This is a genomic window from Stenotrophomonas sp. PS02297, from assembly GCF_029959705.1.
Lineage (GTDB): Bacteria > Pseudomonadota > Gammaproteobacteria > Xanthomonadales > Xanthomonadaceae > Stenotrophomonas > Stenotrophomonas nitritireducens.
Genome location: NZ_JASCOS010000008.1, coordinates 47,911 through 72,509, shown reverse-complemented (window position 1 = coordinate 72,509; position 24,599 = coordinate 47,911). Strand labels below are relative to the sequence as shown.

The 24,599-nt window shown below is 67.3% G+C and carries 18 protein-coding genes; 8 read left to right on the top strand and 10 right to left on the bottom strand.

The genetic code is table 11. The annotated features are described in order from the left end of the window. Positions 1 to 84: 84 nt before the first annotated feature. Positions 85 to 1,326 (bottom strand): dipeptidase, encoded by a 1,242-nt coding sequence (locus QMX80_RS03755; RefSeq protein WP_282275357.1) that lies wholly within the window; start codon positions 1,324 to 1,326, stop codon positions 85 to 87. 152 nt (positions 1,327 to 1,478) lie between these two features. Next, positions 1,479 to 2,648 carry a class I SAM-dependent rRNA methyltransferase gene (locus QMX80_RS03750; protein WP_055768716.1) on the bottom strand — a complete coding sequence of 390 codons (1,170 nt, stop codon included), beginning with the start codon at positions 2,646 to 2,648 and terminating at the stop codon, positions 1,479 to 1,481. A gap of 278 nt (positions 2,649 to 2,926) precedes the next feature. Between QMX80_RS03750 and QMX80_RS03745 the strand changes: the two genes are divergently transcribed. Then, positions 2,927 to 3,886, top strand: a complete 960-nt coding sequence (locus tag QMX80_RS03745) for a TerC family protein (RefSeq protein ID WP_282275361.1) — start codon at positions 2,927 to 2,929, stop codon at positions 3,884 to 3,886. A gap of 99 nt (positions 3,887 to 3,985) precedes the next feature. After that, a complete protein-coding gene (locus QMX80_RS03740) occupies positions 3,986 to 4,771 on the top strand; it encodes a rhomboid family intramembrane serine protease (protein ID WP_055768713.1) in 786 nt (261 codons plus the stop codon). 40 nt (positions 4,772 to 4,811) lie between these two features. Here QMX80_RS03740 and QMX80_RS03735 read toward each other — a convergent pair whose 3' ends face one another. From QMX80_RS03735 to rpmH, 8 genes are all read right to left on the bottom strand, one after another. Then, positions 4,812 to 5,786 carry a hypothetical protein gene (locus QMX80_RS03735; protein WP_282275352.1) on the bottom strand — a complete coding sequence of 325 codons (975 nt, stop codon included), beginning with the start codon at positions 5,784 to 5,786 and terminating at the stop codon, positions 4,812 to 4,814. Continuing rightward, a complete protein-coding gene (locus QMX80_RS03730) occupies positions 5,764 to 6,849 on the bottom strand; it encodes a glycerophosphodiester phosphodiesterase (protein WP_282275350.1) in 1,086 nt (361 codons plus the stop codon). Before QMX80_RS03730 ends, QMX80_RS03735 begins: the two co-directional genes overlap by 23 nt. A gap of 209 nt (positions 6,850 to 7,058) precedes the next feature. Then, on the bottom strand, positions 7,059 to 8,675 hold the full coding sequence (locus tag QMX80_RS03725) for an ABC-F family ATP-binding cassette domain-containing protein (RefSeq protein ID WP_282275349.1): 1,617 nt from the start codon (positions 8,673 to 8,675) through the stop codon (positions 7,059 to 7,061). Between the two features lie 186 nt (positions 8,676 to 8,861). Next, positions 8,862 to 10,211: a tRNA uridine-5-carboxymethylaminomethyl(34) synthesis GTPase MnmE gene (mnmE, locus tag QMX80_RS03720; RefSeq protein ID WP_282275348.1), complete on the bottom strand. Its 1,350-nt coding sequence runs from the start codon at positions 10,209 to 10,211 to the stop codon at positions 8,862 to 8,864. 3 nt (positions 10,212 to 10,214) lie between these two features. Beyond that, positions 10,215 to 12,881 (bottom strand): polysaccharide deacetylase family protein, encoded by a 2,667-nt coding sequence (locus tag QMX80_RS03715; RefSeq protein WP_282275347.1) that lies wholly within the window; start codon positions 12,879 to 12,881, stop codon positions 10,215 to 10,217. A 177-nt stretch (positions 12,882 to 13,058) separates the two neighbouring features. Continuing rightward, positions 13,059 to 14,777: a membrane protein insertase YidC gene (yidC, locus tag QMX80_RS03710; protein ID WP_282275346.1), complete on the bottom strand. Its 1,719-nt coding sequence runs from the start codon at positions 14,775 to 14,777 to the stop codon at positions 13,059 to 13,061. Continuing rightward, positions 14,777 to 15,238, bottom strand: a complete 462-nt coding sequence (gene rnpA, locus QMX80_RS03705) for a ribonuclease P protein component (protein ID WP_273083686.1) — start codon at positions 15,236 to 15,238, stop codon at positions 14,777 to 14,779. The genes yidC and rnpA overlap by 1 nt, the downstream gene beginning before the upstream one ends. Before the next feature lie 38 nt (positions 15,239 to 15,276). Next, complete coding sequence (gene rpmH, locus QMX80_RS03700) at positions 15,277 to 15,417, bottom strand: 50S ribosomal protein L34 (RefSeq protein ID WP_006404565.1); 141 nt, start codon at positions 15,415 to 15,417, stop codon at positions 15,277 to 15,279. Positions 15,418 to 15,670: 253 nt separating this feature from the next. Between rpmH and dnaA the strand changes: the two genes are divergently transcribed. The 6 genes from dnaA (at position 15,671) to QMX80_RS03670 (ending at position 24,482) form a co-directional block, all read left to right on the top strand. After that, complete coding sequence (gene dnaA / locus QMX80_RS03695) at positions 15,671 to 17,002, top strand: chromosomal replication initiator protein DnaA (protein WP_055768694.1); 1,332 nt, start codon at positions 15,671 to 15,673, stop codon at positions 17,000 to 17,002. Between the two features lie 322 nt (positions 17,003 to 17,324). Beyond that, a complete protein-coding gene (gene dnaN, locus QMX80_RS03690; RefSeq protein ID WP_055768690.1) occupies positions 17,325 to 18,425 on the top strand; it encodes a DNA polymerase III subunit beta in 1,101 nt (366 codons plus the stop codon). Between the two features lie 609 nt (positions 18,426 to 19,034). After that, positions 19,035 to 20,135 (top strand): DNA replication/repair protein RecF, encoded by a 1,101-nt coding sequence (recF, locus tag QMX80_RS03685; RefSeq protein WP_282275343.1) that lies wholly within the window; start codon positions 19,035 to 19,037, stop codon positions 20,133 to 20,135. Positions 20,136 to 20,244: 109 nt separating this feature from the next. Further along, complete coding sequence (gene gyrB / locus QMX80_RS03680) at positions 20,245 to 22,704, top strand: DNA topoisomerase (ATP-hydrolyzing) subunit B (protein ID WP_273083678.1); 2,460 nt, start codon at positions 20,245 to 20,247, stop codon at positions 22,702 to 22,704. Positions 22,705 to 22,774: 70 nt separating this feature from the next. Next, positions 22,775 to 23,617, top strand: a complete 843-nt coding sequence (locus QMX80_RS03675; protein ID WP_282275339.1) for a CPBP family intramembrane glutamic endopeptidase — start codon at positions 22,775 to 22,777, stop codon at positions 23,615 to 23,617. Between the two features lie 73 nt (positions 23,618 to 23,690). Then, complete coding sequence (locus QMX80_RS03670) at positions 23,691 to 24,482, top strand: M48 family metallopeptidase (RefSeq protein ID WP_282275338.1); 792 nt, start codon at positions 23,691 to 23,693, stop codon at positions 24,480 to 24,482. Positions 24,483 to 24,599 lie beyond the last annotated feature (117 nt).

Genomic DNA, 24,599 nt, shown 5'->3' with positions numbered 1-24,599 from the left:
CGATGGGGCTTTACCAGCAAAGCCTGGTTCCTGGTAAAGCCCCATCGCGGCTGAAGCCGCTCCTACGAGAGATTCCCGCGCGGCTTACTTCGCGCCGTTCTTCGCCGCGTAGTCCTGCGCCTGGCGCATCACCCGCAGCACGTTGCCGCTCCAGATGGCGGCGATCTGCGTCTCGCTCAGCCCGCGGCGCTGCAGCCAGGCGGTGATCTTGGGCAGGTCGGTGATGTCGGCCATGCCCGGCAGGCCGCCGCCGCCGTCCCAGTCCATGCCGATGCCGACGTGGTCGGGGCCGACCACGTCGAGGATATGGCCGAAATGGACGAAGAAGTCGTCCAGCGTCGCCCGCCGGCGCGGCAGGCGCTTGTCCAGCTCGGCCATCGCCCGCGCCAGTTCCACGCCCTTGTCGATCGGCATGTCGTCCCAGCCGCCGAGCTGCTTCTCGAGCGCTTCCTCGGCCTGCTTGCGTTCCTCGCTGGGGGTCTCGTCGACGAGGTAGCCGCCGTAGGCGTTGACCTGGATCACGCCGCCCTTGGCAGCGAGCTGGCGCAGGCGCGCGTCGTCGAGGTTGCGCGGATGGCCGAACACCGCCTTGGACGCACTGTGCGAGAGGATGAACGGCACCGGCAGCATCGCCGCCAGGTCGTCGAACACCGCGTCGGAGGCGTGCGACTGGTCGATCACGATGCCCAGCCGCACCGCTTCCTGGACCAGCGCCTTGCCCGCCGGGCTCAGGCCCTTCCATTCCGCACCCTTGGGGTCGGTGGCCGAGTCGGCGAACTCGTTGTTGGCGAAGTGCACGGTGGACATCAGCCGCAGGCCGGCCTTGTGGTAGAAGCCCAGCAGCGAGGGATCGGCCACCAGCGGGCTGCCGTTCTCCATGCTGATGTAGACCACGCGCTTGCCGGCGGCCTTGATCCGCGCCGCATCGTCGGCGGTGAGCGCCAGCTGGAACCTGTCCGGATGCGCAGCCAGCATCTCGCGGATCTCGATCAAGCGCTGCAGCCCATGGTCGCGCTCGGCCAGGTGCGCGGCGGCGCTGCGGTCGCCCTGGTCGGTGTAGATCGCCCAGAAGCCGCCGTCGAGCGCGCCGTCCAGCATGCGCGGGTAGTCCACCTGCGACAGCGCGTTGTGGTCGTGGCGATGCAGGATGTCGAAGCCGGGCCGGGCGAAGTTGGCCGGGGTGTCGAGGTGGCTGTCCAGGGTCAGCAGGCGCTGCTGCAGCGCCGTCGCACGGGCCAGTTCGGCCTGGGTGAATTCGATGGCCTGGGCGGATAGCGGCGCGCCCAGCGCCAGGGCGAGCAGCAGGGACAGACGACGCAGCGACATGCGGGCCTCGGCTTTTGGGAAAGGCCACGACCATACCGCCACCGCGTCGCGTACCGGTAGTGCCAGCCGTTGTTACGGCCATAGCCGTCGGGCATGGCTCCCGATCCGTACGCTATGGGAACGGCCGTTGCCGCTCCCCCGGGATGCCCCGCTCAATCCACCACGCGGCAGAACACGGCCTTGAGGTAGCGCGATTCCTGCACGTGCGCCATGAACGGGTGGTCCGGGCCGGCGCCGGCCACCTTCAGGATCTGGATCGTGCGGCCGGAATAGAACGCCGCGCGGCGCAGCATGTCCAGGAACTGCTCTTCGGACACCAGGCCGGTGCAGGAGAACGTGGCGAACAGGCCGCCGGGCTTGACCACGCCCAGCGCCAGCTTGTTCATGTCCAGGTACTTCTTCAGCGCGTTGATGACCTGGTCGCGGTCGCGGGTCATCTTGGCCGGGTCCAGAATCACCACGTCGTACTGCTCGCCGCGGTTGGCGGCATCGCGCAGCCACGGGAAGATGTCGGCCTGCACGAACTTCGGCCTGGCGTTGTTGAGCCGCGCGTTGCCCTTGGCGATCTGGATCACGTCCTGGTCGATGTCCACGCCCAGCACCTCGCTGGCGCCGCGCGTGGCCGCATAGACGGCGAAACCGCCGGTGTTGCAGCACAGGTCGAGCACGCTCTTGCCCTCGACCAGCTGGCTCAGCCACTGCCGGTTCTCGCGCTGGTCGGCGAAGAAGCCGGTCTTGTGCGCGCCGGCCGGGTCGGCGCGGAACTTCACCCCATGCTCGGTAATGACTGCCGGCTCGGTGGTGGTGTTGCCGTGGAAGTCGAAGCTCTCCTGCTTCTGCACGTGCTCGTCGGCGAAGCTGTGGAAGCGACAGCCCGGGAACTGGGTGCGCAGCGCCTCGTAGATCCACTCGCGGTGGCGGAACATGCCGGCGGCGAAGAACTCGACCACAATCAGGTCGCCGTAGCGGTCCACCACCAGGCCGGACAGGCCGTCGCCCTCGCTGTGCACCACGCGCCAGGCGTCGGACACCGCGTCCAGCTTCAGCACGTCGCGGCGCAGCGATACCGCCTCGGCGATCTTGCGGGTGAACCAGGCCTGGTCCACGTCCACGTCCTGGTGGGTTTCCAGGATGCGCACGGCGATGCGCGAATGGCCGTTGTAGAAGCCGCGGCCGATCCATTCCCCGTCCACGCCGACCACGTCGACGATGGTGCCGGGCTTGGGCTTGGCGGCGGGCTTTTCGACCAGCTTCTGGAAAATCCACGGGTGGCTGGAGCGCCACGCGTTCTTCAGGCGTACGACGGGAAGGGGGGTATTCATGGGCGCCATTGTAACGGGCGCCGACCCGCCGCCGCCGCGCGTTCATTGACGGCAAAGGCGGCAGGCCGCACTATCCGGGCCTGAAGGGGAGTAGCTCCCAGACGTTGTCGCCGTCAGTTCGAGCCGCAAGGCTCCGGTGCAACGGCAGTTCCGGCCGACGGAACTGTGAGCAAGACCTTCGCCGCATTGGCGAAGGTCTGTCCCCGGTCTCCCCGATTCCGTGTCCAGTTCCTGGCCCTTGCGGTTCCCAGAACCTCCACATGACCGGAACTCCCATGATCCAGACAATCGGTAATCCCTGGCTTTGGGGCGGCTTCATCGCCGTCGTCATCGCCGCCCTGCTGATCGACCTGGTGCTGATGCGCCACGGCGGCCCGCACAAGGTGACCTTCAAGGAGGCCCTGCTGTGGTCGATCGGCTGGGTCGCCCTTGCCCTGGCCTTCAATGCCGGCCTCTGGTACTACCTGAACGAGACCGCCGGCACCGCGGTGGCCAACGAGATCGGCCTGCAGTTCCTGACCGGCTACCTGATCGAGAAGGCGCTGGCGGTCGACAACATCTTCGTGTTCCTGCTGATCATGGGCTACTTCGCGGTGCCTGAGACGCAGCGCCAGCGCGTGCTGATCATCGGCATCCTTGGCGCCATCGCGCTGCGTACGGTGATGATCTTCGCCGGCACCGTGCTGGTCAGCCAGTTCCATTGGCTGCTCTACGTGTTCGGCGCGTTCCTGCTGTTCACCGGCTGGAAGATGTGGTTCGCCGCCGGCCAGGAACCGAGCCTGGACGACAATCCGGCGCTGAAGTTCATGCGCAGGCACCTGCGCATCACTCACGAATACAACGGCAATCGCCTGGTCGCCGAGAAGGACGGCGTGCGCTGGTTCACCCCGATGTTCGTGGTGCTGATCCTGATCGCGGTGACCGACGTGATCTTCGCGGTGGACTCGATCCCGGCGATCTTCGCCATCACCACCGACCCGTTCGTGGTGCTGACCTCGAACGTGTTCGCGGTGCTGGGCCTGCGCGCGATGTTCTTCCTGCTGGCCGGCATGGCCGACCGCTTCCACCTGCTGCCGTACGGGCTGGCGGTGATCCTGGGCTTCATCGGCGCCAAGATGCTGCTGATCGACGTGTTCAAGATCCCGGTGCCGGTGTCGCTGGGCGTGGTCGCGGCGATCCTGGTGGTGACGATGCTGCTGAGCCTGAAGCTGCCGCCCAGGAACGGGCACAAGGCCTGAAGCGGCGTCTGCCTCCTCGCGATTGTCCCGCCGGTGGTACACCGGCTTCCCGAAGCGGCGCCCTTGCATTCACTTCGGGGCGCCGCAATCCCGATAGCCATGGATACTTCCAACACGCCCGATACCGGCAATGCGCCGGCCACCGACCGCAGCGACCGCCGCCGCGTGCTGCGTGCCTTCAACCTGAGTCTGGGCTTCGTGCTGCTGCTGGTGGCGGTGTTCGCGCTGCAGCAGACCGGCTGGGACTGGCGCCCGTGGTCGGTGGGCCCGCACGACATCGCCGGCCTGCTGGGCCTGCTCGGCGCGCCGCTGCTGCACGGTTCGGTCGAACACCTGGGCGCCAATGCGGCGGCGCTGCTGATCCTCGGCACGCTGGCCGGCAGCGTCTACCCGAAGGCGACCCTGCGCGCCCTGCCCCTGCTGTGGCTGGGGTCGGGCATCGGCGCGTGGATGCTGGGCGAACCCGGCAGCCATCACCTGGGCGCCAGCGGCCTCACCCACGGCCTGATGTTCCTGGTACTGGGGCTGGGCCTGCTGCGCCGTGACCGCGCCGCCATCGCCGCCGGCATGATCGGCGTGCTGTTCTACGGCGGCATGGTGATGACCGTGCTGCCGCATGAACCGGGCGTGTCGTGGCAGTCGCACATGGGCGGCGCCGCGGCCGGCGTGATCGCCGCCCTGCTGTTTCGCCATGCCGACCCGCTGGCGCCGCGCAAGCGCTACAGCTGGGAGGACGAGGAGGAAGAAGACGAGGCGGGACCGCTGGCCGATGCCGAGCTGGAACCGCCCTCGCCCGGCCAGGTGCCGGTACTGTGGCAGCCGCGCGAAGGCCGCGACTACGAAGTGGTCGTGCAGTTGCGGCCGCGCACGCGCCGCGACGGATGAGTCGCGGACCCTGAGGGAATCCGTGCCGGGAAGGCAGCGGCTACCGCAACCGTCCAGCCAAGGCCAGCCGCAGGCAGCCCCAGGCCAGCACGCCGACGACCAGGATTTCCGCCAACCCCACCGAAGCCTGCAGCAGGAACGATGCGGGCTGCCCGTCCCAGTGATGGGCCTGGATCCGCCCGCGCCAGAAGCTGGCGTACAGGGTGCCGGTGAACATCGCGCGCAGCAGCGCGAAGGCCTGGGTGGCTTCGAACGCGGCCAGGAAACAGCCCAGCAGGGCCAGCACGGCGCGGATGCCCGGTGCGATCGCATCAGCCTCGTCGCGCCGGGTGCCAGGCGTTGTCGCAGCGGGAGCGGAAAGCGCAGGCCGGGCCCGCGCTTCCTGCGGCTGCAGGGGTGGCAACCCGACGATCTCGCTGGGCAATTCCAGTCGAAGGTGAGCGGCGATCCGCCGCAGCCATGCGTCGGTCATCGCGGTGCCCGGGCGCACCGCGACTGTTTCGAAGCTGAGCCGGTGCGCGCCGCCATCGCGGCCGAGCAGCCACAACCGGACCGGAGCGAATGCCGCGCCGGTCCGGCGCAGCTGCAAGCGGTCGCCGTCTTCCAGCGCGAAGGCCTCCTCCACCCGGGCCCGCCCGCCGAAGAGGTTGCGCCGGCAGCGCTGGACCCGCCAGCCCGCCCGCTCCAGTTCCAGCGTTTCGCGGACGGGGAAGTACCAGGCGCAGGCCACGCCGAGCGCCGGCAAGGCGATCAATGCCAGCAGCGCGACCACCATGTCGCCACCGCTCCTGCCCGCCAGCTCGCCCCGCAGCAGCAGCGGCAGGCCGATGCACACCAGCAGCAACAGGAGCAGCAAGGCCTGCAGCAGCCGGTTGGCCGAATGGATGCGCAGGAGGTCGCCGCGTTCCTCGTACCTGTAGCCGATCAGCGTCGTTCCCTTCATGGCGACGATGTTCGTCGCTGGCACGGCCCGGCGGCAAGCGCGGACGGGATCAGCGCGCCGCTTCTCCGCCATCCACCGCGCGCCGGCCCAGCGCCGGATCGTCGGTGAAGAAGGCATCGATGCCGGCCTGCAGATAGGCGCGGATCTCGGCGACCGAGCCCTGCGGGTTGCGTGCGTCCGCCGGCCCCTGGCGCAGCGCCGGCGGCAGGAACGGGTTTTCCGGACGGAAGGTATAGGCCACCACCTGCAGGCCGGCGGCATGCGCGTCGGCGATCAGCGGCGTGGGCGCACCCAAGCGGCCCTGCGCATCCACCGGCAGCAGGGTGCGGCGCTCCACGCCGATCGCATCGGCATAGCCGGCGATCCCGCGCAGGCCGGCCGGCGTCATCATCTTCGCGTAGGTCAGGTCGCCACCGGACAGCGCCACGTTGGCAGGCATGGCCTGCGCATCATCCAGCAGCTGCAGCAGGCGGATGTTCGACTGCCTGCCGATGCGCGCGCGCAGCTGGCGCAGGTTGGCGGTCTCGAACGACTGCACCAGGATCGGCGCGACGTTGGTGTAGGGATTGCCGCGCAACGTATCGAGCAGGCGCTCCTCCATCGGCAGGCCGATGCCGCGGAAATAGCTGCCGTGCTTGATCTCCGGCGCCAGGCCGATGCCGCGCCCGCTGCGCCGCGCCTGCTGGACCAAGAACTCGACGATCTCGTCCAGCGTGGCGATGCGGAACTCGCCGTCGAACGCGGTGCCGCGCAGTTCCGGCAGGCGTTCGCGCGCATGCAGCGTCTTCAGTTCGGCAAGGGTGAAGTCCTCGGTGAACCAGCCCTCGATGCGCTTGCCGTCGATGACCTTGGCAGTGCGTCGCGCTGCGAATTCCGGATGCGCGGCGACGTCGGTGGTGCCGCCGATCTCGTTTTCGTGCCGCGCCACCATGACCCCGTCGCGGGTCATGACCAGGTCCGGCTCGATGTAATCGGCGCCATCGACGATGGCCTGCGCGTAGGCGGCCAGCGTGTGCTCGGGCAGCAGCGCGCTGGCGCCGCGGTGCGCGTACACTGAGACATGCGCGAACGGCGGGGTGGAAGGAGCGGCCATTGCCGCCGAGGATGCCATGCACAGGCCCGCCACCAAACCCATCACCGCTCTGCCAAACACTGCCCGCTCCCGCTTCCATCTTGGTAAAGAAGCGGGAGTGTGCGCGGTGCATGTGACCGGCATTGGACAGGCTCGCCGGCAGGAGCGCACTTGATAGCACGACAGGGCTTGCTGGCAGATCCTTCTGCAACAACCCGCGGATCCATCGGTGGGAATGCCTCTTCGCGCACTGCAGTGCGCTCGTGCAGAATTCAGGGCGGCAATCGACGCCAGCCCCCCGCATCGGCATGCAGGCGGCCGGTGATGCCGATGCCCTGCAGGAACGCCTCGTCGTGCGCGGCCACCAGCAGCGTGCCGGGCCAGTCGCGCAGCATCGTTTCCAGCGCCTGCATCGCGTCCAGGTCGAGGTGGTTGGCCGGCTCGTCCAGCAGCAACAGCTGCGCCGGCGGCTGCGCATACAGGGCACAGGCCAGTGCCAGCTTCATGCGCTCGCCACCGCTGAGCGCCTCCACCGGCCGCTGTGCCTGCGCGGCATCCAGTCCCAGCAGCGCCAGGCGGGTGCGCAGTCCGGCTTCGGCCATTGACGGGTTGGCATGGCGCAGCTGCGCCATCGCCGGGGCCGCCGCTACGGGCAGGGCCAGATGCTGGTCCAGCCAGGCGTGCGGCGCGTTCACCTGCACCGCTCCTTGCAGGGGGCGCAGGTGCCCGGCCAGTACCTTGAGCAGCACCGACTTGCCGCTGCCGTTGCGGCCGGTGAGCGCCAACCGCTCGCCCCGCCGCAACAGCAGATCGATCTTGGCCAGGGCGCCATCCACGAACGGCAACACCACGTCCTCCAGCACCGCCACGCGCTCGGGCGCGCTGCCGGTACCGGCAGCAGGCAGCAGCACCACGGGAGCGGCCGCTTCGACCACCGCTGCCGCCTGCCGTACCTGCTCGTCCAGCCGTTCGCGCTGCTGCAGTTGTTGCAGATGCGCCTTGCCGGCGCTGGCCTGCGCCCGCTGCTTCTGCCGGCCCAGCAGGATCGGCGCCTGGTTGGCATGCGCGGCCTGCCGGTTGCCGCGGGCGGCGCGGTGCTCGCGTTGTTCCTGCTGCTCGCGCAGGGCCTGCTCGCCCTGGCGGCGTTCATGGCGACGCTGCTGCAGGGCTTCCGCTGCCAGGCGCCGTTCCTCGCTGCTGCGCGCCGCGTAGAACGCGTAGTTGCCGCCATGGCTGCGCAGGCCGAGCGGCGACAGTTCGACGATGCGCTGCATGTCGCCGAGCAGTGCGCGGTCGTGGCTGACCACCAGCAGGCCGCGCGGCCAGCGCCGCAACTGTTCGCGCAGCAGTTGCCGGCCCTGCGCGTCGAGATGGTTGCTGGGCTCGTCGAGGACCAGGAAATCGGCGTCGGACAGGAAGGCGCCGGCCAGGGCCACGCGCATGCGCTGTCCGCCACTGAGCCGGCTTGCCGGCGTATCGGCCGACACCCCGCACAGCTGCATCCGTTCCAGCTCGGTCTGCAACTGCTCGCGCAGCTGCCAGCGTTCGCCCAGCACCTCAAAATCGGCGACATCACTGCTGCCCTGCTCGATGCGACGCAGGGCCGTCAGCGCATCACCCAGTCCGGCGAGGTCGGCGACGCTGGCGGTGGGCGACACGTCGATCTGCTGCGGCAGCCACGCCACCGGCCCCGAGCGCAGGCAGCGCCCGCGCGTGGGCGCCAGCCGGCCGGCGAGCAGCTGCGCCAGCACGCTCTTGCCCACGCCATTGCGGCCGACCAGCCCGGTGGGCCGCGCGTCGAAGGTTTCGTCCAGATCGGAAAACAGCAGCCTGCCGTCGGGCAGCTGCCAGGAGACGCGTTCAAGCGTCAGGAAGGGAGTCGTGGTCATTGCATTCCATCCATGCCCGGATCACCCGGCTGCCGACGGCAGCGGGACTTCGCGAGGCCTCACCAGCGCGGGCTGGCAGGGCGGGCATCAATGGCGCATTGGACCGGACTCCTTCGGGGCCGCCATCGCGGCGGCAGGGGCGAAGACTAACCGGCGACGGATGAACGGTTCAATGCCGGCCGCCGGTCACTTGCCGATGCAGAAGCTGGAGAAGATGCGGCCGAGCAGGTCGTCGGCGGTCATGCGTCCGGTGATTTCGCCCAGTGCGTCGTGCGCCAGGCGCAGTTCCTCGGCGGCCAGTTCCAGCTGGTCGTAACGCAGCTGCGCATCGGCGGCGTCGAGGTGCGCGGCGGCGCGGACGAGGGCCTGCACATGGCGCAGGCGCGCGGAGAATTCGCCCTGCTGGCCTTCGCCGGCACCATCGCCGGCGAGTTCGCGCAGGCGCGCGTGCAGCTGCTCCAGGCCCTGCCCGCTGGCGGCGGAGATCGCGATCGCGTCTTCGTCCAGTTGCTTCGGCCACTGCGGCAGCAGGTCGCACTTGTTCAATATCCACAGCTGCCGCGCGGCCTGCGCCGCGGCGTCGCCGATGGCCTGGTGGCCCGCTTCCGGGTCGCGTGCGTCCAGCACCACGATGGCCAGGTCGGCGCGCTGCATCTCGGCGCGGGCACGGCGCATGCCTTCGCGTTCGATGGCGTCGCCGCCTTCACGCAGGCCGGCGGTGTCGACCAGCTCCAGCTCCAGGCCATCGATGCGGATGGTCTCGCGCAGGGTGTCGCGGGTGGTACCGGCGATATCGGTCACGATGGCGCGCTCGCTGCCTGCCAGTGCGTTGAGCAGCGAGCTCTTGCCGGCGTTGGGCGGGCCGATCAGCACCGCGTGCAGGCCATCGCGCAGCTTGCGCCCGCGCTCGGCATCGGCAAGCAGGCAAGCGAGCGAGTCGCGCGCCTGCTCCACGCCGGCACGTACCTGCGCGCCCCCCAGGGTATCCAACGGTTCGTCGGCGAAATCGATGGCAGCCTCGACGTGGATGCGCAGCCGCACCAGCCGCTCGGCCACGTCCTCGACGCGGCGCGAGAACACGCCTTCGAGCGAACGCCGCGCGGCGCGGGCGGCGCGCACGTCGCCGGCGGCGATCAGGTCGGCGATGGCCTCGGCCTGGGCCAGGTCGAGCTTGCCGTTGAGGAAGGCGCGCTCACTGAACTCGCCGGCCCGCGCCTGCCGCGCGCCCAGTTCGATGCAGCGCGCCAGCAGCTGGCGCAGCACCACCGGGCTGCCATGGCCCTGCAGTTCCACCACGTCCTCGCCGGTGAAGCTGCGCGGGCCGGGGAAGTACAACGCGATGCCGTCGTCGATCACCTCGCCCGCCGCATCGCGGAACCGCGCGTAGTGGGCGTGGCGGTGCCGCAGCGCCGGGCAGCCGAGTCCACGGGCGATGGACGCCGACAGCGGGCCGGAAAGACGCAGGATGCCGACACCGCCCGCGGCGGCGCCGCTGGCGATGGCGATGATGGTGTCGCTGCTGGCCGTCGCGTTCATGGCTTACAGCTTCTGCAGCTGCGCGCGCGCCTGCGCGGCGCCGCTGCCCTGCGGCTGCAGTTCCAGGTAGGTGGCGTAGGCCTGCTTCGCCCTGGCCTTTTCGCCGGCGTGGAAATAGGCGTCGCCAAGGTTGAGGTAGGCCACCGCGCGCGAGGGATCGATCTTCAGTGTGTTTTCCAGCCAGCGCGCCGCTTCCATGTAGCGTTGCTGGCGGTAGTAGACGAAGCCGAGGTTGTTGGCGGCCTGGGCGAAATCCGGGCGCAGCTTCAACGCTTCGGTGAACTGCGCCACCGCCTCGTCGTAGCGTTTCTCGCGGTACAGCTGCAGGCCGCGGTCATTGGCCTGCTGGGCGCGCTGGCGGTCGGAGGTCGGCACCGCGGCCGGCACCACCAGCGTATTGCTGCCGCCCTGCAGGTTGGCGACCTTCACCGCGGCCTCGTTGCCGCCCTGCGCCGCATCGACGCGGCCGTTGAGCGCGATGGCATCGGCCGAAAGCTGGGTGGTGTCGGCGTTGAGGAACTCCTGGCTGTCCGGCACCTGGAACACGAACTCGCCGCCCTGCGAACCGGGCAGGCTGCCGAACGCCGGCGTCTGCCGCGAGACCGCCGACACCGCCGGGGCGACATAGGCCGCCAGCTCGGTGCCGGTGATCAGGCCGTCGCCATTGAGGTCGCCCTTGCCGGACAGCGCCTGCAGCAGCACCCAGGTGAACACCGAATGGCCGTTGGGGCCGCTGTCGGCCACCTGCTGGTCGGCGCCGCCGGCGGTAAGCATCTGCCGCGCGGTGCGGCGCGCGTTCTCGCGCAGGAACGAGGACGACGAAGCGCCGCCACGGGTCAGGCCCAGGCCGCTGTAACAGGCGTCCATCACGAACAGCACGTGCTTGGCCTGCAGGCTCTCGGCGATGTTCTGCACGTCGGTCATGGCGATGGCGTCGGTGGCGAATTCCTTCGGATCCGAATCCACCGGGATGATGTAGCCCAGGTCGCGCCCGGAGGCGAGCTGGCGGGTGGCGCCATGGCCGGCGAAGAACACGAACACGCGGTCGTTTTTCTGGGTGCGGCCGTCGGACAGCCGGTCGTGGAACGCGGCCAGGATGTTGTTGCGGGTGGCCTCGCGGTTCTTCAGCACGATCACCTGCGAGGACGGGAAGCCGAACTGGCCGGTCAGCGTGTCGGCGACGGCCTGGGCGTCGCGGCTGGCGTATTCGAGCTTGGGCCACTTGGCGTAATCATCGATGCCGATGACGATGGCCCAGGACTTCTCGTAGCCGGTGGTGACGGTGGCATCCTTTCCGGCATCCCGGCGCGCGCGGCTGACGGAAAAATCGCGGCCGTTCCAGCCGGCGAACTGGTAGCCGTCGGCGATCAGCCGGTCCAGGATCTGCGGCAGCGCCTTCACCGCGCGGTCGTGAATGTCGTGGAACAGGATGATGCCACGCTGTTCCTTCTGCACCTGGTCGAGCACGCGCTGCACGATGGATTCCGGCACCGGGTCGGCCCAGTCCATCGAATCGATGTTCCACATGATCGACTTCAAACCCGCCTCGCCGAGCAGCTGCAGGCCTTCGGCATTGCGCGCGCCGTACGGGAAGCGGAACAGCGGCGCGCGCTTGTCGCCGACACTGCGCAGCAGCGCGTCGGTGCCCAGCACCTGCTCGCGCAGCGCGTCGCCGCTGGTGCGCGAGAGCTGCGCATGGGTGAGGCTGTGGTTGCCAACCGCATAGCCATCGGCCATCAGCTGGCGGCTGATGCCGGCCATCGCGCCCAGCGCCACCTTGCCCTCGGCGCCGACGGTGCCGATGTTGCGGCCGACTTCGAAGAACACGCCCGGTACGTCGTAGCGCTTGAGGATGGCGGTGATCTCGTCGGTATAGGCCTTGTGCGGGCCGTCGTCGAAGGTCAGCACCACGGTCTTGGCCGGCAGGTCGCGGCCGAAGATCTCGCGCTCGCTGTCCTTCATCGACATCGGGTAGGGCTCGATCACGCCATGGTCGCGCAGGATCGCCTCGCGGTCGTACTGCGCGCGCAGATGGGCGACGTAGTCCTCCCACTTCTCGCGCTTGAGCGCGATGGCGCGGGTGCGCTCGAAGCGGCTGAAGATGCGGGTGATTTCCTGGTTGTAGTTGCGCTCGATCTCATCCAGCGCCTCCAGGTCCTCGCCGATGCGCTGGTGCAGCTTCACCGCCGGCAGCGAGGAATCGGCGCCGACCCGCTCGTGCAGGTCGCGCAGTACCTCGCGGAAGGCCAGGCGATCGGCGTCGAACAGGTCCGGTGCCGACTCGATGTAGTCCAGCACCGCACCCAGCGTGGCGAAGCGCTGCGGGCTGGACGTGCGCAGCAGCGCATCGAACTGCGCGGCAATGGCATCGCGCTGCTCCAGTCCGTCATGGAACAGCTGCTGGCCGATGCGGGTGGAAGTGGCGCGGTCGCGATCGCCCTGGGCGTCCTCGTCGGCCAGCAGCACGATGATGCGGCGGTGGCTGTCGAGCTGCTTCTGCAGCGCTGCCAACAAGGGAGCCGCGGCGCCATCGTCCACCGCGGCCCTGGCCTGCCCGGGTGCGGTCGCGCCCGGCTGCTGCGCGTCGGCCGGCTTGCCGCCGCATCCGCCCAGCAGCACGGACAGGGCGATCGGCAACAGGAAACCGCGCATTGCAGGAAGACGGGACATGGCAGGCGAAGACGGGCGGAGGCCGGAAGATTCTAGTGGAGCGGGACGTGCCCCGCTGGGGTTGCCGGCACCGCGCGGAAATCCTGTAGCCGCGGCGTCAGTCGCGACGGGCGTCGCTCCTGCAGCAGCGCGAATACCCCACATGCGGAAAGCCCGCCTTGCGGCGGGCTTTCGCGGTTACTTGGCTTCGGCCTTGGCCGGCGTCGTCGGGCTGGGCTCGCCGTGCTTCTTGGTCATCCACCACTGCTGGACCAGGCTCAGGCCGCCGTTGACCACCCAGTACAGGACCAGGCCGGACGGCATGAAGGCCATCATCACGCCGAACACCAGCGGCATGAACTGCATCATCTTCTGCTGCATCGGGTCCATGCCCGGCGCCGGCGTCAGCTTCTGCGTGAACCACATGATGGCCACGTTGAGCACCGGCAGGATGAAGTACGGATCGCGCGCGGTCAGGTCCTGGATCCAGGCGAACCACGGCGCCTGGCGCAGCTCCACCGATTCCACCAGCACCCAGTACAGGGCGAAGAAGATCGGCATCTGGATCAGCAGCGGCAGGCAGCCGCCCATCGGGTTGATCTTTTCCTTCTTGTACAGCTCCATCATCGCGGTCTGGAACTTCTGGCGGTCGTCGCCATAGCGTTCCTTCAGCTGCGCGATGCGCGGCTGGAACCTGCGCATCTTGGCCTGCGACTTGTACTGCGCGTTGGCCAGCGGGAACAGCGCCAGCTTGAGCAGGATCACCAGGCCGATGATCGACCAGCCCCAGTTGCCGACCAGCTTGTGCACCTGGTTCATCACCCAGAACAGGCCCTGGCCGATGATGGCCATCGGCGTGAAGCGGCTGTAGTCCACCACGCGCTCCAGGCCGGGCACGTCTTCCTTGGCGATCTGGTTGACCAGCTTCGGACCGACCCACAGGCGCGCCTGCGTGCTGACCTTCTGGCCCGGTGCGACGGTGAAACCGGGGCCGCGCGCTTCGATGACGTTGCGCGGACCGTTCTGCGAGAGCAGGTACAGCGAGGCCTGGTCGGCCTGCGGAATCCACGCGGTGAAGAAGTGATGCTGCAGCATCGCCACCCAGCCGCCGCTGACGGTCTGGTTGAGGTTGCCGTCCTTCAGGTAATCGGCAAACGCGCGGCGCTGGTACTTCTTGTCGTTGTCGTACCAGGTGGCGCCGTTGAAGCTGAAGGAATCCGGGTTGGTCATGCTGCGGCTGAGGATCGCCGGCACGCGGTCGAGCTTGCGGAATACATAGCCCTGCCACGGCGCGCCGCCGGCATTGACCACTTCATCCTTGACGCCAATGGCATAGTCGCCGCGCTTGAAGATATAGGTGCGGTGGATGCTGACGCCGTCCGGGCCGTTCCAGACGAACGGAACCTGCAGCTCGCTCTGGCCATCGGCCAGGGTGTATTCCCTGGCCGCCTGCACCGGCTGGAAGCCATTGGCGCCCGGCGCGGCCGAGCCGCCCTGGCCCACCCAACCGCTGGTGGCGCTGTACGGATGCGCCTTTTCCTCGGTCAGCAGCTGCACCGGCGGGCTGCCGGCGGCCTTGGTCTGCGGGAACTGCAGCAGGTCGGCGTCGAGCACGCTGCGGCCATCGAGCGCCAGCTTCAACACATCGGTGGTGACGGTGACGCGCGTCGCGGCGCTGGCCGCCTCCATGGCGGGCGTCGGCGCTGGTGCGGCCGGCGTCTGGCCAGGAGCCGTGGCCTGCGGCACGTTGCCGGCCGAAGGCGGGGCCAGGTCCGCATCGTTGGCGGCCGGCACCGCCGGCTGGGTCGCGGCGACGGTGGCCGGATCCGGCGCGTTCTTCTCGCGGCCCCACTCCATCCACAGCAGCACCGCCACCATCAGCCAGGCGAAAATCAGGAATACACGGGTCTGGTTCATCAGCAGGCAGGCTCGGCTCGACCAGGCGGAGAGCCCGGCGCGTTCAAGGAAGAAGAGGGTTCGTTGCCCTCGCGCGGCGGCATTGTGCCGTCAGCGACCACGGCGGGCAATGCACCGGCACGGCGGAGCAGGCGTACGAACGCCTCGCGGATCTGCCGGTTGTCGGCAAGCTTGGCCGCCGAGCGGGCGACCACGACGTAATCGCCCCCGGCCATGTCTGACCGGAGGTGGCGTGTGGCATCGCGCAGCACACGCTTGATGCGGTTACGGCCCACCGACCGCGTATCGACCTTGCGAGACACAGCCAAGCCCAGCCGGGCGGGGGGATCCCCTTTCAGCCAGTGCAGTGTCATCAATGGGTCGGATACACGGCGGGCGCCGTTGAAGACCGTTGTATATTCGGCACGCGTACGAACCCGCGCAGAGCGAGGAAATCGCTTGCGCGGGTCGGTGCTGCTCACGATCGGATTTGCATCTGCCGCACGGGGCGGCAACGCAATCAAGCGCTGAGGACTTTGCGGCCCTTGGCGCGGCGACGCGACAGGATCTTGCGGCCGTCAGCGGTCTTCATACGCGCGCGGAAGCCGTGATCGCGCTTGCGCTTGAGGTTGCTGGGTTGGAACGTGCGCTTGGTGGCCATGGGGGCACCTGTATGAATGGGACGGAAAGAACCGGAAATTCTATAGACCCTACCCCGGTCGCGTCAAGCGCTGTAGCGCTTTCCCTGCAGGGGTTTCATCCACAGGCTGTGGATGGATCTGTGAACAAGTCAGGGACAAGCATTCCCGCCCCCGCCCTGCGGTGGTAGTCTGCGCCATCCACTTTCCCCCTTTCCGGCACGTGGCCGGGCGGCTTCCTGCGCCCGTCCCTCGTGCCTTCGATGATTATTTCCGATGGATGCCTGGTCCCGTTGTATCGAACGTCTGGAAGCGGAATTTCCGCCCGAAGATGTCCACACCTGGTTGAAGCCGCTGCAGGCCGACCACCGCGCCGACAGCATGGTGCTGTACGCCCCGAACGCCTTCATCGTCGACCAGGTGCGCGAGCGCTACCTGCCGCGCATCCATGAGCTGCTGCGCTATTTCGCCGATATCACCGACGTGCAGCTGGAAATCGGCTCGCGGCCGCGCGTGGCCGAGCCGGTCCCGGCCATGGCTCCCGCCAGCGGCACGCCGGCGCCGGCCGCACCGGTGGTGCCGTTCAACGGCAACCTGGACGCGCACTACACCTTCGCCAACTTCGTGGAAGGCCGCAGCAACCAGCTGGGCCTGGCCGCTGCCTTCCAGGCGGCGCAGAAGCCGGGCGACCGCGCGCACAACCCGCTGTTGCTGTACGGGGGCACCGGCCTGGGCAAGACCCACCTGATGCTGGCCGCCGGCAACGCCATGCGCCAGGCCAATCCGGGCGCACGCGTGCTCTACCTGCGCTCGGAGCAGTTCTTCAGCGCCATGATCCGGGCGCTGCAGGAAAAGACGATGGACCAGTTCAAGCGCCAGTTCCAGCAGGTGGACGCGCTGCTGATCGACGACATCCAGTTCTTCGCCGGCAAGGACCGCACGCAGGAAGAGTTCTTCCATACCTTCAACGCGCTGTTCGACGGCAAGCAGCAGATCATCCTGACCTGCGACCGCTACCCGCGCGAAGTCGAGGGCCTGGAAGCGCGCCTGAAGTCGCGCCTGGCCTGGGGCCTGTCGGTAGCGATCGAACCGCCGGATTTCGAGACCCGCGCGGCCATCGTGCTGGCCAAGGCGCGCGAGCGTGGCGCCGAGATTCCCGACGACGTGGCGTTCCTGATCGCCAAGAAGATGCGTTCGAACGTGCGCGACCTGGAAGGCGCGCTCAACACCTTGACCGCGCGCGCCAACTTCACCGGCCGCGCCATCACCACCGAGTTCGCCCAGGAAACCCTGCGCGACCTGCTGCGCGCCCAGCAGCAGGCCATCAGTATCCCGAACATCCAGAAGACTGTGGCCGACTACTACGGCCTGCAGATCAAGGACCTGCTGTCCAAGCGTCGCACCCGTTCGCTGGCGCGTCCGCGCCAGGTCGCTATGGCGCTGACCAAGGAATTGACCGAGCACAGCCTGCCGGAAATCGGCGACGCCTTCGCCGGCCGCGACCACACCACCGTACTGCATGCCTGCCGCCAGATCCGCACGCTGATGGAGACCGACGGCAAACTCCGCGAGGACTGGGACAAGCTCATCCGCAAGCTGAGTGAGTAGATCATCGGGACACCGGGAAGGATCAGGCAACAGGGCCAGCGAATGATGCATCGACGCCACGCAGGCGTCATCGCACAAAACGGTGCATCATTCGGGGGCAGGCGTTGGGGAAGCTGTGGATAAAAGTGCGCGTCCGGATCGACGCAAAGTTATCCACATCTTTCCCCACCCGTTCCGGACCAGTAATACAGAGGGTTTCGATGCAATTAAACCCTTTAAAAACAAATACTTGGGTGTGTTTTAAACCAAATCTGGCTCTACCAGCACCACCAAGCTTTTGATTTAACCCACATCTTTTAAAAGCATAGGGGCACGAAACCACATGCGTTTCACACTGCAGCGCGAAGCCTTCCTCAAGCCGTTGGCCCAGGTCGTCAACGTGGTCGAACGCCGTCAGACCCTTCCGGTTCTGGCCAACTTCCTGGTCCAGGTGCAGGGCGGCCAGTTGTCGCTGACCGGCACCGACCTGGAAGTGGAAATGGTCTCCCGCATCGCGGTCGAGGATGCGCAGGATGGCGAAACCACGATTCCGGCACGCAAGCTGTTCGAGATCATCCGTGCCCTGCCCGATGGCAGCCGGGTGACCGTGTCGCAGACCGGTGAAAAGATCACGGTGCAGGCAGGACGTAGCCGTTTCACCCTGGCGACGCTGCCGGCCAACGACTTCCCGTCGGTGGACGAGGTCGAGGCCACCGAGCGCGTGGTGGTACCGGAATCGGCGTTGAAGGAACTGATCGAGCGCACCGCATTCGCGATGGCGCAGCAGGACGTGCGGTACTACCTCAACGGCCTGCTGTTCGACCTGCGCGACCAGCTGCTGCGCTGCGTGGCCACCGATGGCCACCGCCTGGCGCTGTGCGAGACGGCGCTGGAGAACAGCACCGGTTCCAAGCGTCAGATCATCGTGCCGCGCAAGGGCGTCACCGAACTGCAGCGGCTGCTGGAAGGCGGCGATCGGGAGGTAGAACTGGAAGTCGGACGCAGCCACGTGCGGGTGAAGCGCGACGATGTGACCTTCACTTCCAAGCTGATCGACGGCCGTTTTCCCGATTACGAAGCGGTGATTCCGATTGGCGCCGACCGGGAAGTGAAGGTCGATCGCGAGAGCCTGCGGGCTTCGCTGCAACGTGCGGCGATTCTTTCCAACGAAAAATACCGTGGCGTCCGTGTCGAAGTCACCCCGGGCCAGCTGAAGATCAGCGCGCACAACCCGGAGCAGGAAGAAGCGCAGGAAGAAATTGAAGCCGACACCCAGGTCAGCGATCTGGCCATCGGCTTCAACGTGAACTACCTGCTTGATGCCTTGTCGGCGCTGCGCGACGAACACATCGTGATCCAGCTGCGCGATTCCAACTCGTCTGCACTCGTGCGCGAAGCCAGCAGTGAGAAGTCCCGCCATGTGGTCATGCCGCTGCGTCTCTGACGTCTCCGGTTCCACGTGGAACAGAGAGCCCGGCGATGCCGGGCTTTTTTGTGTCTGACGTCTACGTTCCGGATCGACATTCCGGTGGTGTGATGTTCCACGTGGAACTGACTTCCGGAGTTGATAGCTGGATCAACGTAATCGATGAAAATAATTCCAGCGAGGCAGGGTCCTGTGAGATCGGTAGAACAGGATCCCTTTGACCTGGGCTGAAGAACCGGGCTTTAGATGCCTTCAAAGCTTTAAATCTGAGAATAAATCAGAAGCTTGGTGGTGCTGGTAGAGCTGGATTTCATGTAAAACTTTGTTATCTATTTGTTTTAAAAGAAATTTCATGTGTCGAAACCCCTATGGAAAAGCAGGGGATCAGGCTGTGGATAGCTGTGAATAAGCAGGATCCGGAAAAATGGCGGGTAATTTGTCCACAGGATGTTCAACATCCATGAACGCGCAGCACACAGGGCTGAGTGACGCCAACAGGTCCATGGATCATGTCCGGTCCTTTCCCGGACCAGTAAAGCGCCCCGGCTCTGCCGGGCAGATGCTTTAAGCTGCCGGTCTTGCCTCGGATGGTGGTGTCCGGGGCGTCCTGTTTACTTCCGAGCGTCAATGCACATCGTCCGTATTTCGCTGAACCGCGTGCGCCGGTTCGACTCGGTGGAACTGGCTCCCCGCCCCGGAATCAACCTGATCACGGGGGACAACGGCGCCGGCAAGACCAGCGTGCTGGAAGCCCTGCATCTGATGGCCTATGGGCGCAGTTTCCGTGGTCGCGTACGTGATGGGCTGGTGCAGAAAGGCGCTGATGCTCTCGAAGTCTTCGTTGAATGGCAGGAGCATGGGGGCGCGGCACCGGTCGAACGGTTGCGCCGTGCGGGTCTGCGTCACGGTGGGCAGGCGTGGAAAGGCCGGTTGGACGGTGAGGATGTCGCCCAGCTCGGATCCCTGTGCGCTGCGCTGGCGGTGGTGACCTTCGAACCGGGCAGCCACGCCTTGGTCAGCGGGGGCAGCGAGGCACGCAGGCGCTTCGTCGACTGGGGGTTGTTCCACGTGGAACCTGACTTTCTCCCCCTCTGGCGCCGTTACACGCGCGCGCTCAAGCAGCGCAATGCCCTGCTCAAAGCCGGGGCAGCTCCACGGCAACTCGATGCCTGGGATCATGAACTGGCCGAGGCCGGTACTCCGTTGACCTCGCGGCGCGAACACTATCTGGATCGGCTGCAGGACCGGGCAGTGGCCATTGCCGCCGACCTGGCGCCGGGGCTCCAGTTGCAGGGTCTCGAGCTGCAGCCGGGCTGGCGCCGGCATGAAATGTCGCTGGCCGACGCCTTGCTGCTGTCCCGCGAGCGCGATCGCACCATGGGATATACCTCGGTGGGCCCGCATCGAGCCGACTGGTCTGTCGGATATGCTGAAATCCCCGGACGCGATGCCCTGTCGCGCGGCCAGGCCAAGCTCACCGCCCTTGCCAGCCTGCTGGCGCAGGCGGACGATTACGCCGCCCAGCGCGGCGAATGGCCGGTGATCGCCCTGGACGACCTCGGCGCGGAGCTGGACCGGCACCACCAGCAACGCGTGCTGCAACGCCTGGCGGGGACGCCTGCACAGGTCTTCATCACCGCGACCGAGCCACCTGCCGCACTCGAAGGACACCTGCGTCCGGCTGCCGTGTTCCACGTGGAACACGGCGCCATTCATGGGCTGCAATGACCGTTCCGGGTGCGTAATGGCCCGGCTGGTATACTTTCCACGACCCCCTCTTTACTCACGCCCCGACCTCCGGGCCGGCGCGTGACCTGTGGAGCCAACGGCAAGCGCGATGAGCGAAGAACAGAACACCCCGGCCAGCAATGGCAATTACGACGCCAACAGCATCACTGCCCTGGAAGGGCTGGAGGCTGTCCGCAAGCGTCCCGGCATGTACATCGGCGACGTCCACGACGGCACCGGTCTGCACCACATGGTGTTCGAAGTCGTCGACAACTCCATCGACGAAGCCCTCGCCGGCCACGCCGACAACGTCATGGTGACCATCCATGCCGACGGTTCGGTATCGGTGTCGGACAACGGCCGCGGCATCCCGGTCGGCAAGCACGAGCAGATGAGCCAGAAGCTCGGTCGCGAGGTTTCCGCCGCCGAAGTGGTGATGACGGTCCTGCACGCCGGCGGCAAGTTCGACGACAACAGCTACAAGGTTTCCGGTGGCCTGCACGGCGTCGGCGTCAGCGTGGTCAATGCGCTGTCGCAGAAGCTGCTGCTGGATATCTTCCAGGGCGGCTCCCATTACCAGCAGGAATTCAGCAACGGCGCCGCGGTCGGTCCGTTGAAGCAGTTGGGAGCCACTACCAAGCGCGGTACCACCGTGCGCTTCTGGCCCTCGACCGTGGCATTCCACGGCAATGTCGAGTACCACTACGAGATCCTGGCCCGCCGCCTGCGCGAGCTTTCGTTCCTCAACTCCGGCGTCAAGGTCATCCTGGCGGACGAGCGTGGCGAGGGCCGCCGCGACGACTTCCATTACGAAGGCGGCATCAAGAGCTTCGTGGAGCATCTGGCGCAGTTGAAGACCCCGCTGCACCCGAACGTCATCTCGGTCACCGGCGAGCACAACGGCATCACCGTGGAAGCGGCGCTGCAGTGGACCGATTCCTACCAGGAAACGATGTACTGCTTCACCAACAACATCCCGCAGAAGGACGGCGGCACCCACCTGGCCGGTTTCCGCGGCGCGCTGACCCGCGTGCTGAACAACTACATCGAGCAGAACGGCATCGCCAAGCAGGCCAAGATCAGCCTGACCGGCGACGACATGCGTGAAGGCATGATCGCGGTGTTGTCGGTGAAGGTGCCGGACCCGAGCTTCTCCAGCCAGACCAAGGAAAAGCTGGTCAGCTCCGACGTCCGCCCGGCCGTGGAAAACGCCTTCGGCGCGCGCCTGGAGGAGTTCCTCCAGGAGAATCCGAACGAAGCCAAGGCCATCGCCGGCAAGATCGTCGATGCCGCCCGTGCCCGCGAAGCCGCGCGCAAGGCGCGCGACCTGACCCGCCGCAAGGGCGCGCTGGACATCGCCGGCCTGCCCGGCAAGCTGGCCGACTGCCAGGAAAAGGACCCGGCGCTGTCCGAACTGTTCATCGTCGAGGGTGACTCGGCAGGCGGCTCGGCCAAGCAGGGCCGCAACCGCAAGAACCAGGCGGTGCTGCCGCTGCGCGGCAAGATCCTCAACGTGGAGCGCGCCCGTTTCGACCGCATGCTGGCTTCCGACCAGGTCGGTACCCTGATCACCGCGCTGGGCACCGGCATCGGTCGCGACGAGTACAACCCGGACAAGCTGCGCTACCACAAGATCATCATCATGACCGACGCCGACGTCGACGGCGCGCACATCCGCACCCTGCTGCTGACGTTCTTCTACCGGCAGATGCCGGAGCTGATCGAGCGCGGCTACGTCTACATCGGCCTGCCGCCGCTGTACAAGATCAAACAGGGCAAGACCGAGCTGTACCTGAAGGATGACCCGGCGCTGGATGCCTACCTGGCCAACAACGCGGTGGAGAATGCCTCGCTGGTCCCGGCCGCCGGCGAACCGCCGATCGAGGGCGTGGCGCTGGAGAAGCTGCTGATGACCTACGCCAGCGCGCAGGAAACCATCAACCGCAACGCCCATCGCTACGACCGCAACCTGCTCGAAGCGCTGGTCGACTTCACCCCGATGGACCTGGAGCACCTGCGCAACGCCGCTGCTGGCGAAGGCCTGGACGCCCTGGCCAAGCGCCTGAACCAGGGCAGCCTGGGCGCCCCGCGTTTCAGCCTGACCTTGCAGGAGCCGAACGAACAGCGCCCGGCCGCCGTGCTGGTCACCCGCCGCCACATGGGCGAGGAGCACATCCAGGTGCTGCCGCTGGCGGCGTTCGAATCCGGCGAGCTGCGTCCGCTGCACCAGGCCTCGCAGTTGCTGCACGGCCTGATCCGCGAAGGCGCCACGATCAACCGTGGCAACCGCTCGGCCGAAGTCACCGGCTTCGCCCAGGCCCAGGCCTGGTTGATGGAGGAGGCCAAGAAGGGCCGCCAGATCCAGCGCTTCAAGGGTCTGGGCGAAATGAACCCGGAACAGCTGTGGGACACCACCGTGAACCCCGATACCCGCCGCCTGCTGCAGGTGCGCATCGAGGACGCAGTGGCTGCCGACCAGATCTTCAGCACCCTGATGGGCGACGTGGTCGAACCGCGCCGCGACTTCATCGAGGACAACGCGCTGAAGGTCACCAACCTGGATATCTGACACAATCCGGCAACAGGGCAGGTGCCACATCTCGCGCCTGCCCGCTATCCGTGGCAGCCCCAGGAGCACGATGTCCGCACTACCGCCGGTTCCGTTGTCCGTCCCGCCCACCACGCCACCGGTGTCGCGCCAAGGTTCCCCACTGCTGGGGTTCGGACTGGATGTCCTGCTGGCTGCCTGCATCCTGCTGGGCCTGAGCTTGTTCTGCGGCCTGGCCTGGGGCCTGTGGCGCGGTTTCGAGGTCGGCATGGCGATCGCGCGCGAAGGCGGCGGTGCGCCTGACGCGGCCCAACTGGGTACGCAGCTTGGGCAGCCGGGTGCCCTGGCGCAGATGCTGATAGCCCTGGTCTCCACCGGCGGTGCCGCGCTGGTGCTCTACTTCTGGCGCCGGCGCGCCGTGCCGGCCGAACGCGCCGCATCCCATGCCGCCGCACGCCGAGGTTCCACCTGGGCATGGACCCTGCTGGTGGCCGCCTGCGTGTTCGTCGGCAGCAGCCTGATCGGCTGGGCGGGCAAGCAGCTCGGCATCGAGCCGGTACCGACCAACCTGCCCCTGATGGAACAGGCGATGGCCCAGTACCCGGTATTCCTGGTCGCCTTTGCCGTATTCCTCGCGCCGGCCTATGAGGAACTACTGTTCCGCCGGGTGCTGTTCGGTCGCCTCTGGGCGGCGGGCCGGCCATGGCTGGGCATGGTGCTCAGTGGCGCAGCCTTCGCGTTCATCCACGAGATCCCCGGCACGAGCGGCAACGGCCTGCCCGAAATCCTGCAGTTGTGGCTGGTCTATGGCGGCATGGGCGTGGCTTTCGCCTGGCTGTACCGCCGGACCGGTACCTTGTGGGCCGCCATCGCCGCGCATACGCTCAACAACGCCGTGGCGCTGGCCGCGCTGGTGCTCTTCGGCATCCAGTAATGGCATTGGCCGATTGACGGAAATTTAAGCCGGACGCTCGCACACTGCGGACATGAACAAGGGGAAATCCGCCATGAAACCCGTGCTGTCCGTTGCCCTGCTCGCGCTTCTGCTGGCGGCCTGCGCGACGACGACCTCGCCGACGGGCCGGCGCCAGATCATGGGCGGCGTCTCCCAGCAGCAACTGGATCAACTCGGCGCGCAGGCGTTCGCCGAGACCAAGGCGAAACAGACCCTGAGCACGGACGGCAAGCAAAATGCCTACGTGCAATGCGTGGTCAACGCACTGGTCGCGGAGTTGCCCCAACAGTACCGTGGCGTACGTTGGGAGACGGCATTGTTCGTGGAGAAGGAACCCAACGCCTTCGCCCTGCCCGGCGGCAAGGTCGGCGTCAACACCGGCATTTTCAGCGTGGCGAAGAACCAGGACCAGCTGGCGGCGGTGATCGGCCATGAGATCGGCCATGTGATCTCCCGCCATCACGAAGAACGCCTGACCCGGCAGATGGGAGCATCCAGCCTGCTGCAGATCGCCGGCGCCCTTGCCGGCGACTACGGGCAGCTGGTGACCCAGGGGGGCGGCATGGTCGCGCAGACCGGTTTCCTGCTTCCCAACTCCCGCACCCAGGAAAGCGAGGCCGACGTGGTCGGCCAGCGCCTGATGGCGCAGGCCGGCTTTGATCCGGCGCAGGCGGTGGACCTCTGGCAGAACATGATGGCCGCCGGCGGCGCCCGCTCGCCGCAATGGCTCTCGACCCACCCCGACCCAGCCAACCGGATCCGCGAACTGCAGCGTGACATCAATGCGCTGGAGCCTGTCTATCGCCAGGCCCGGGCGGCAGGACGCACCCCCCGTTGCGGCTGACCCGTGCGGATGTCCACGCCGGCCTCCTGGACATTGTTGCAGTACAGCAACACAAGTGATTTCTCCGTCAAAAAATTTCTGTTACGTTTGGCGGCTCCGTCTTACCGGACGGCCCGT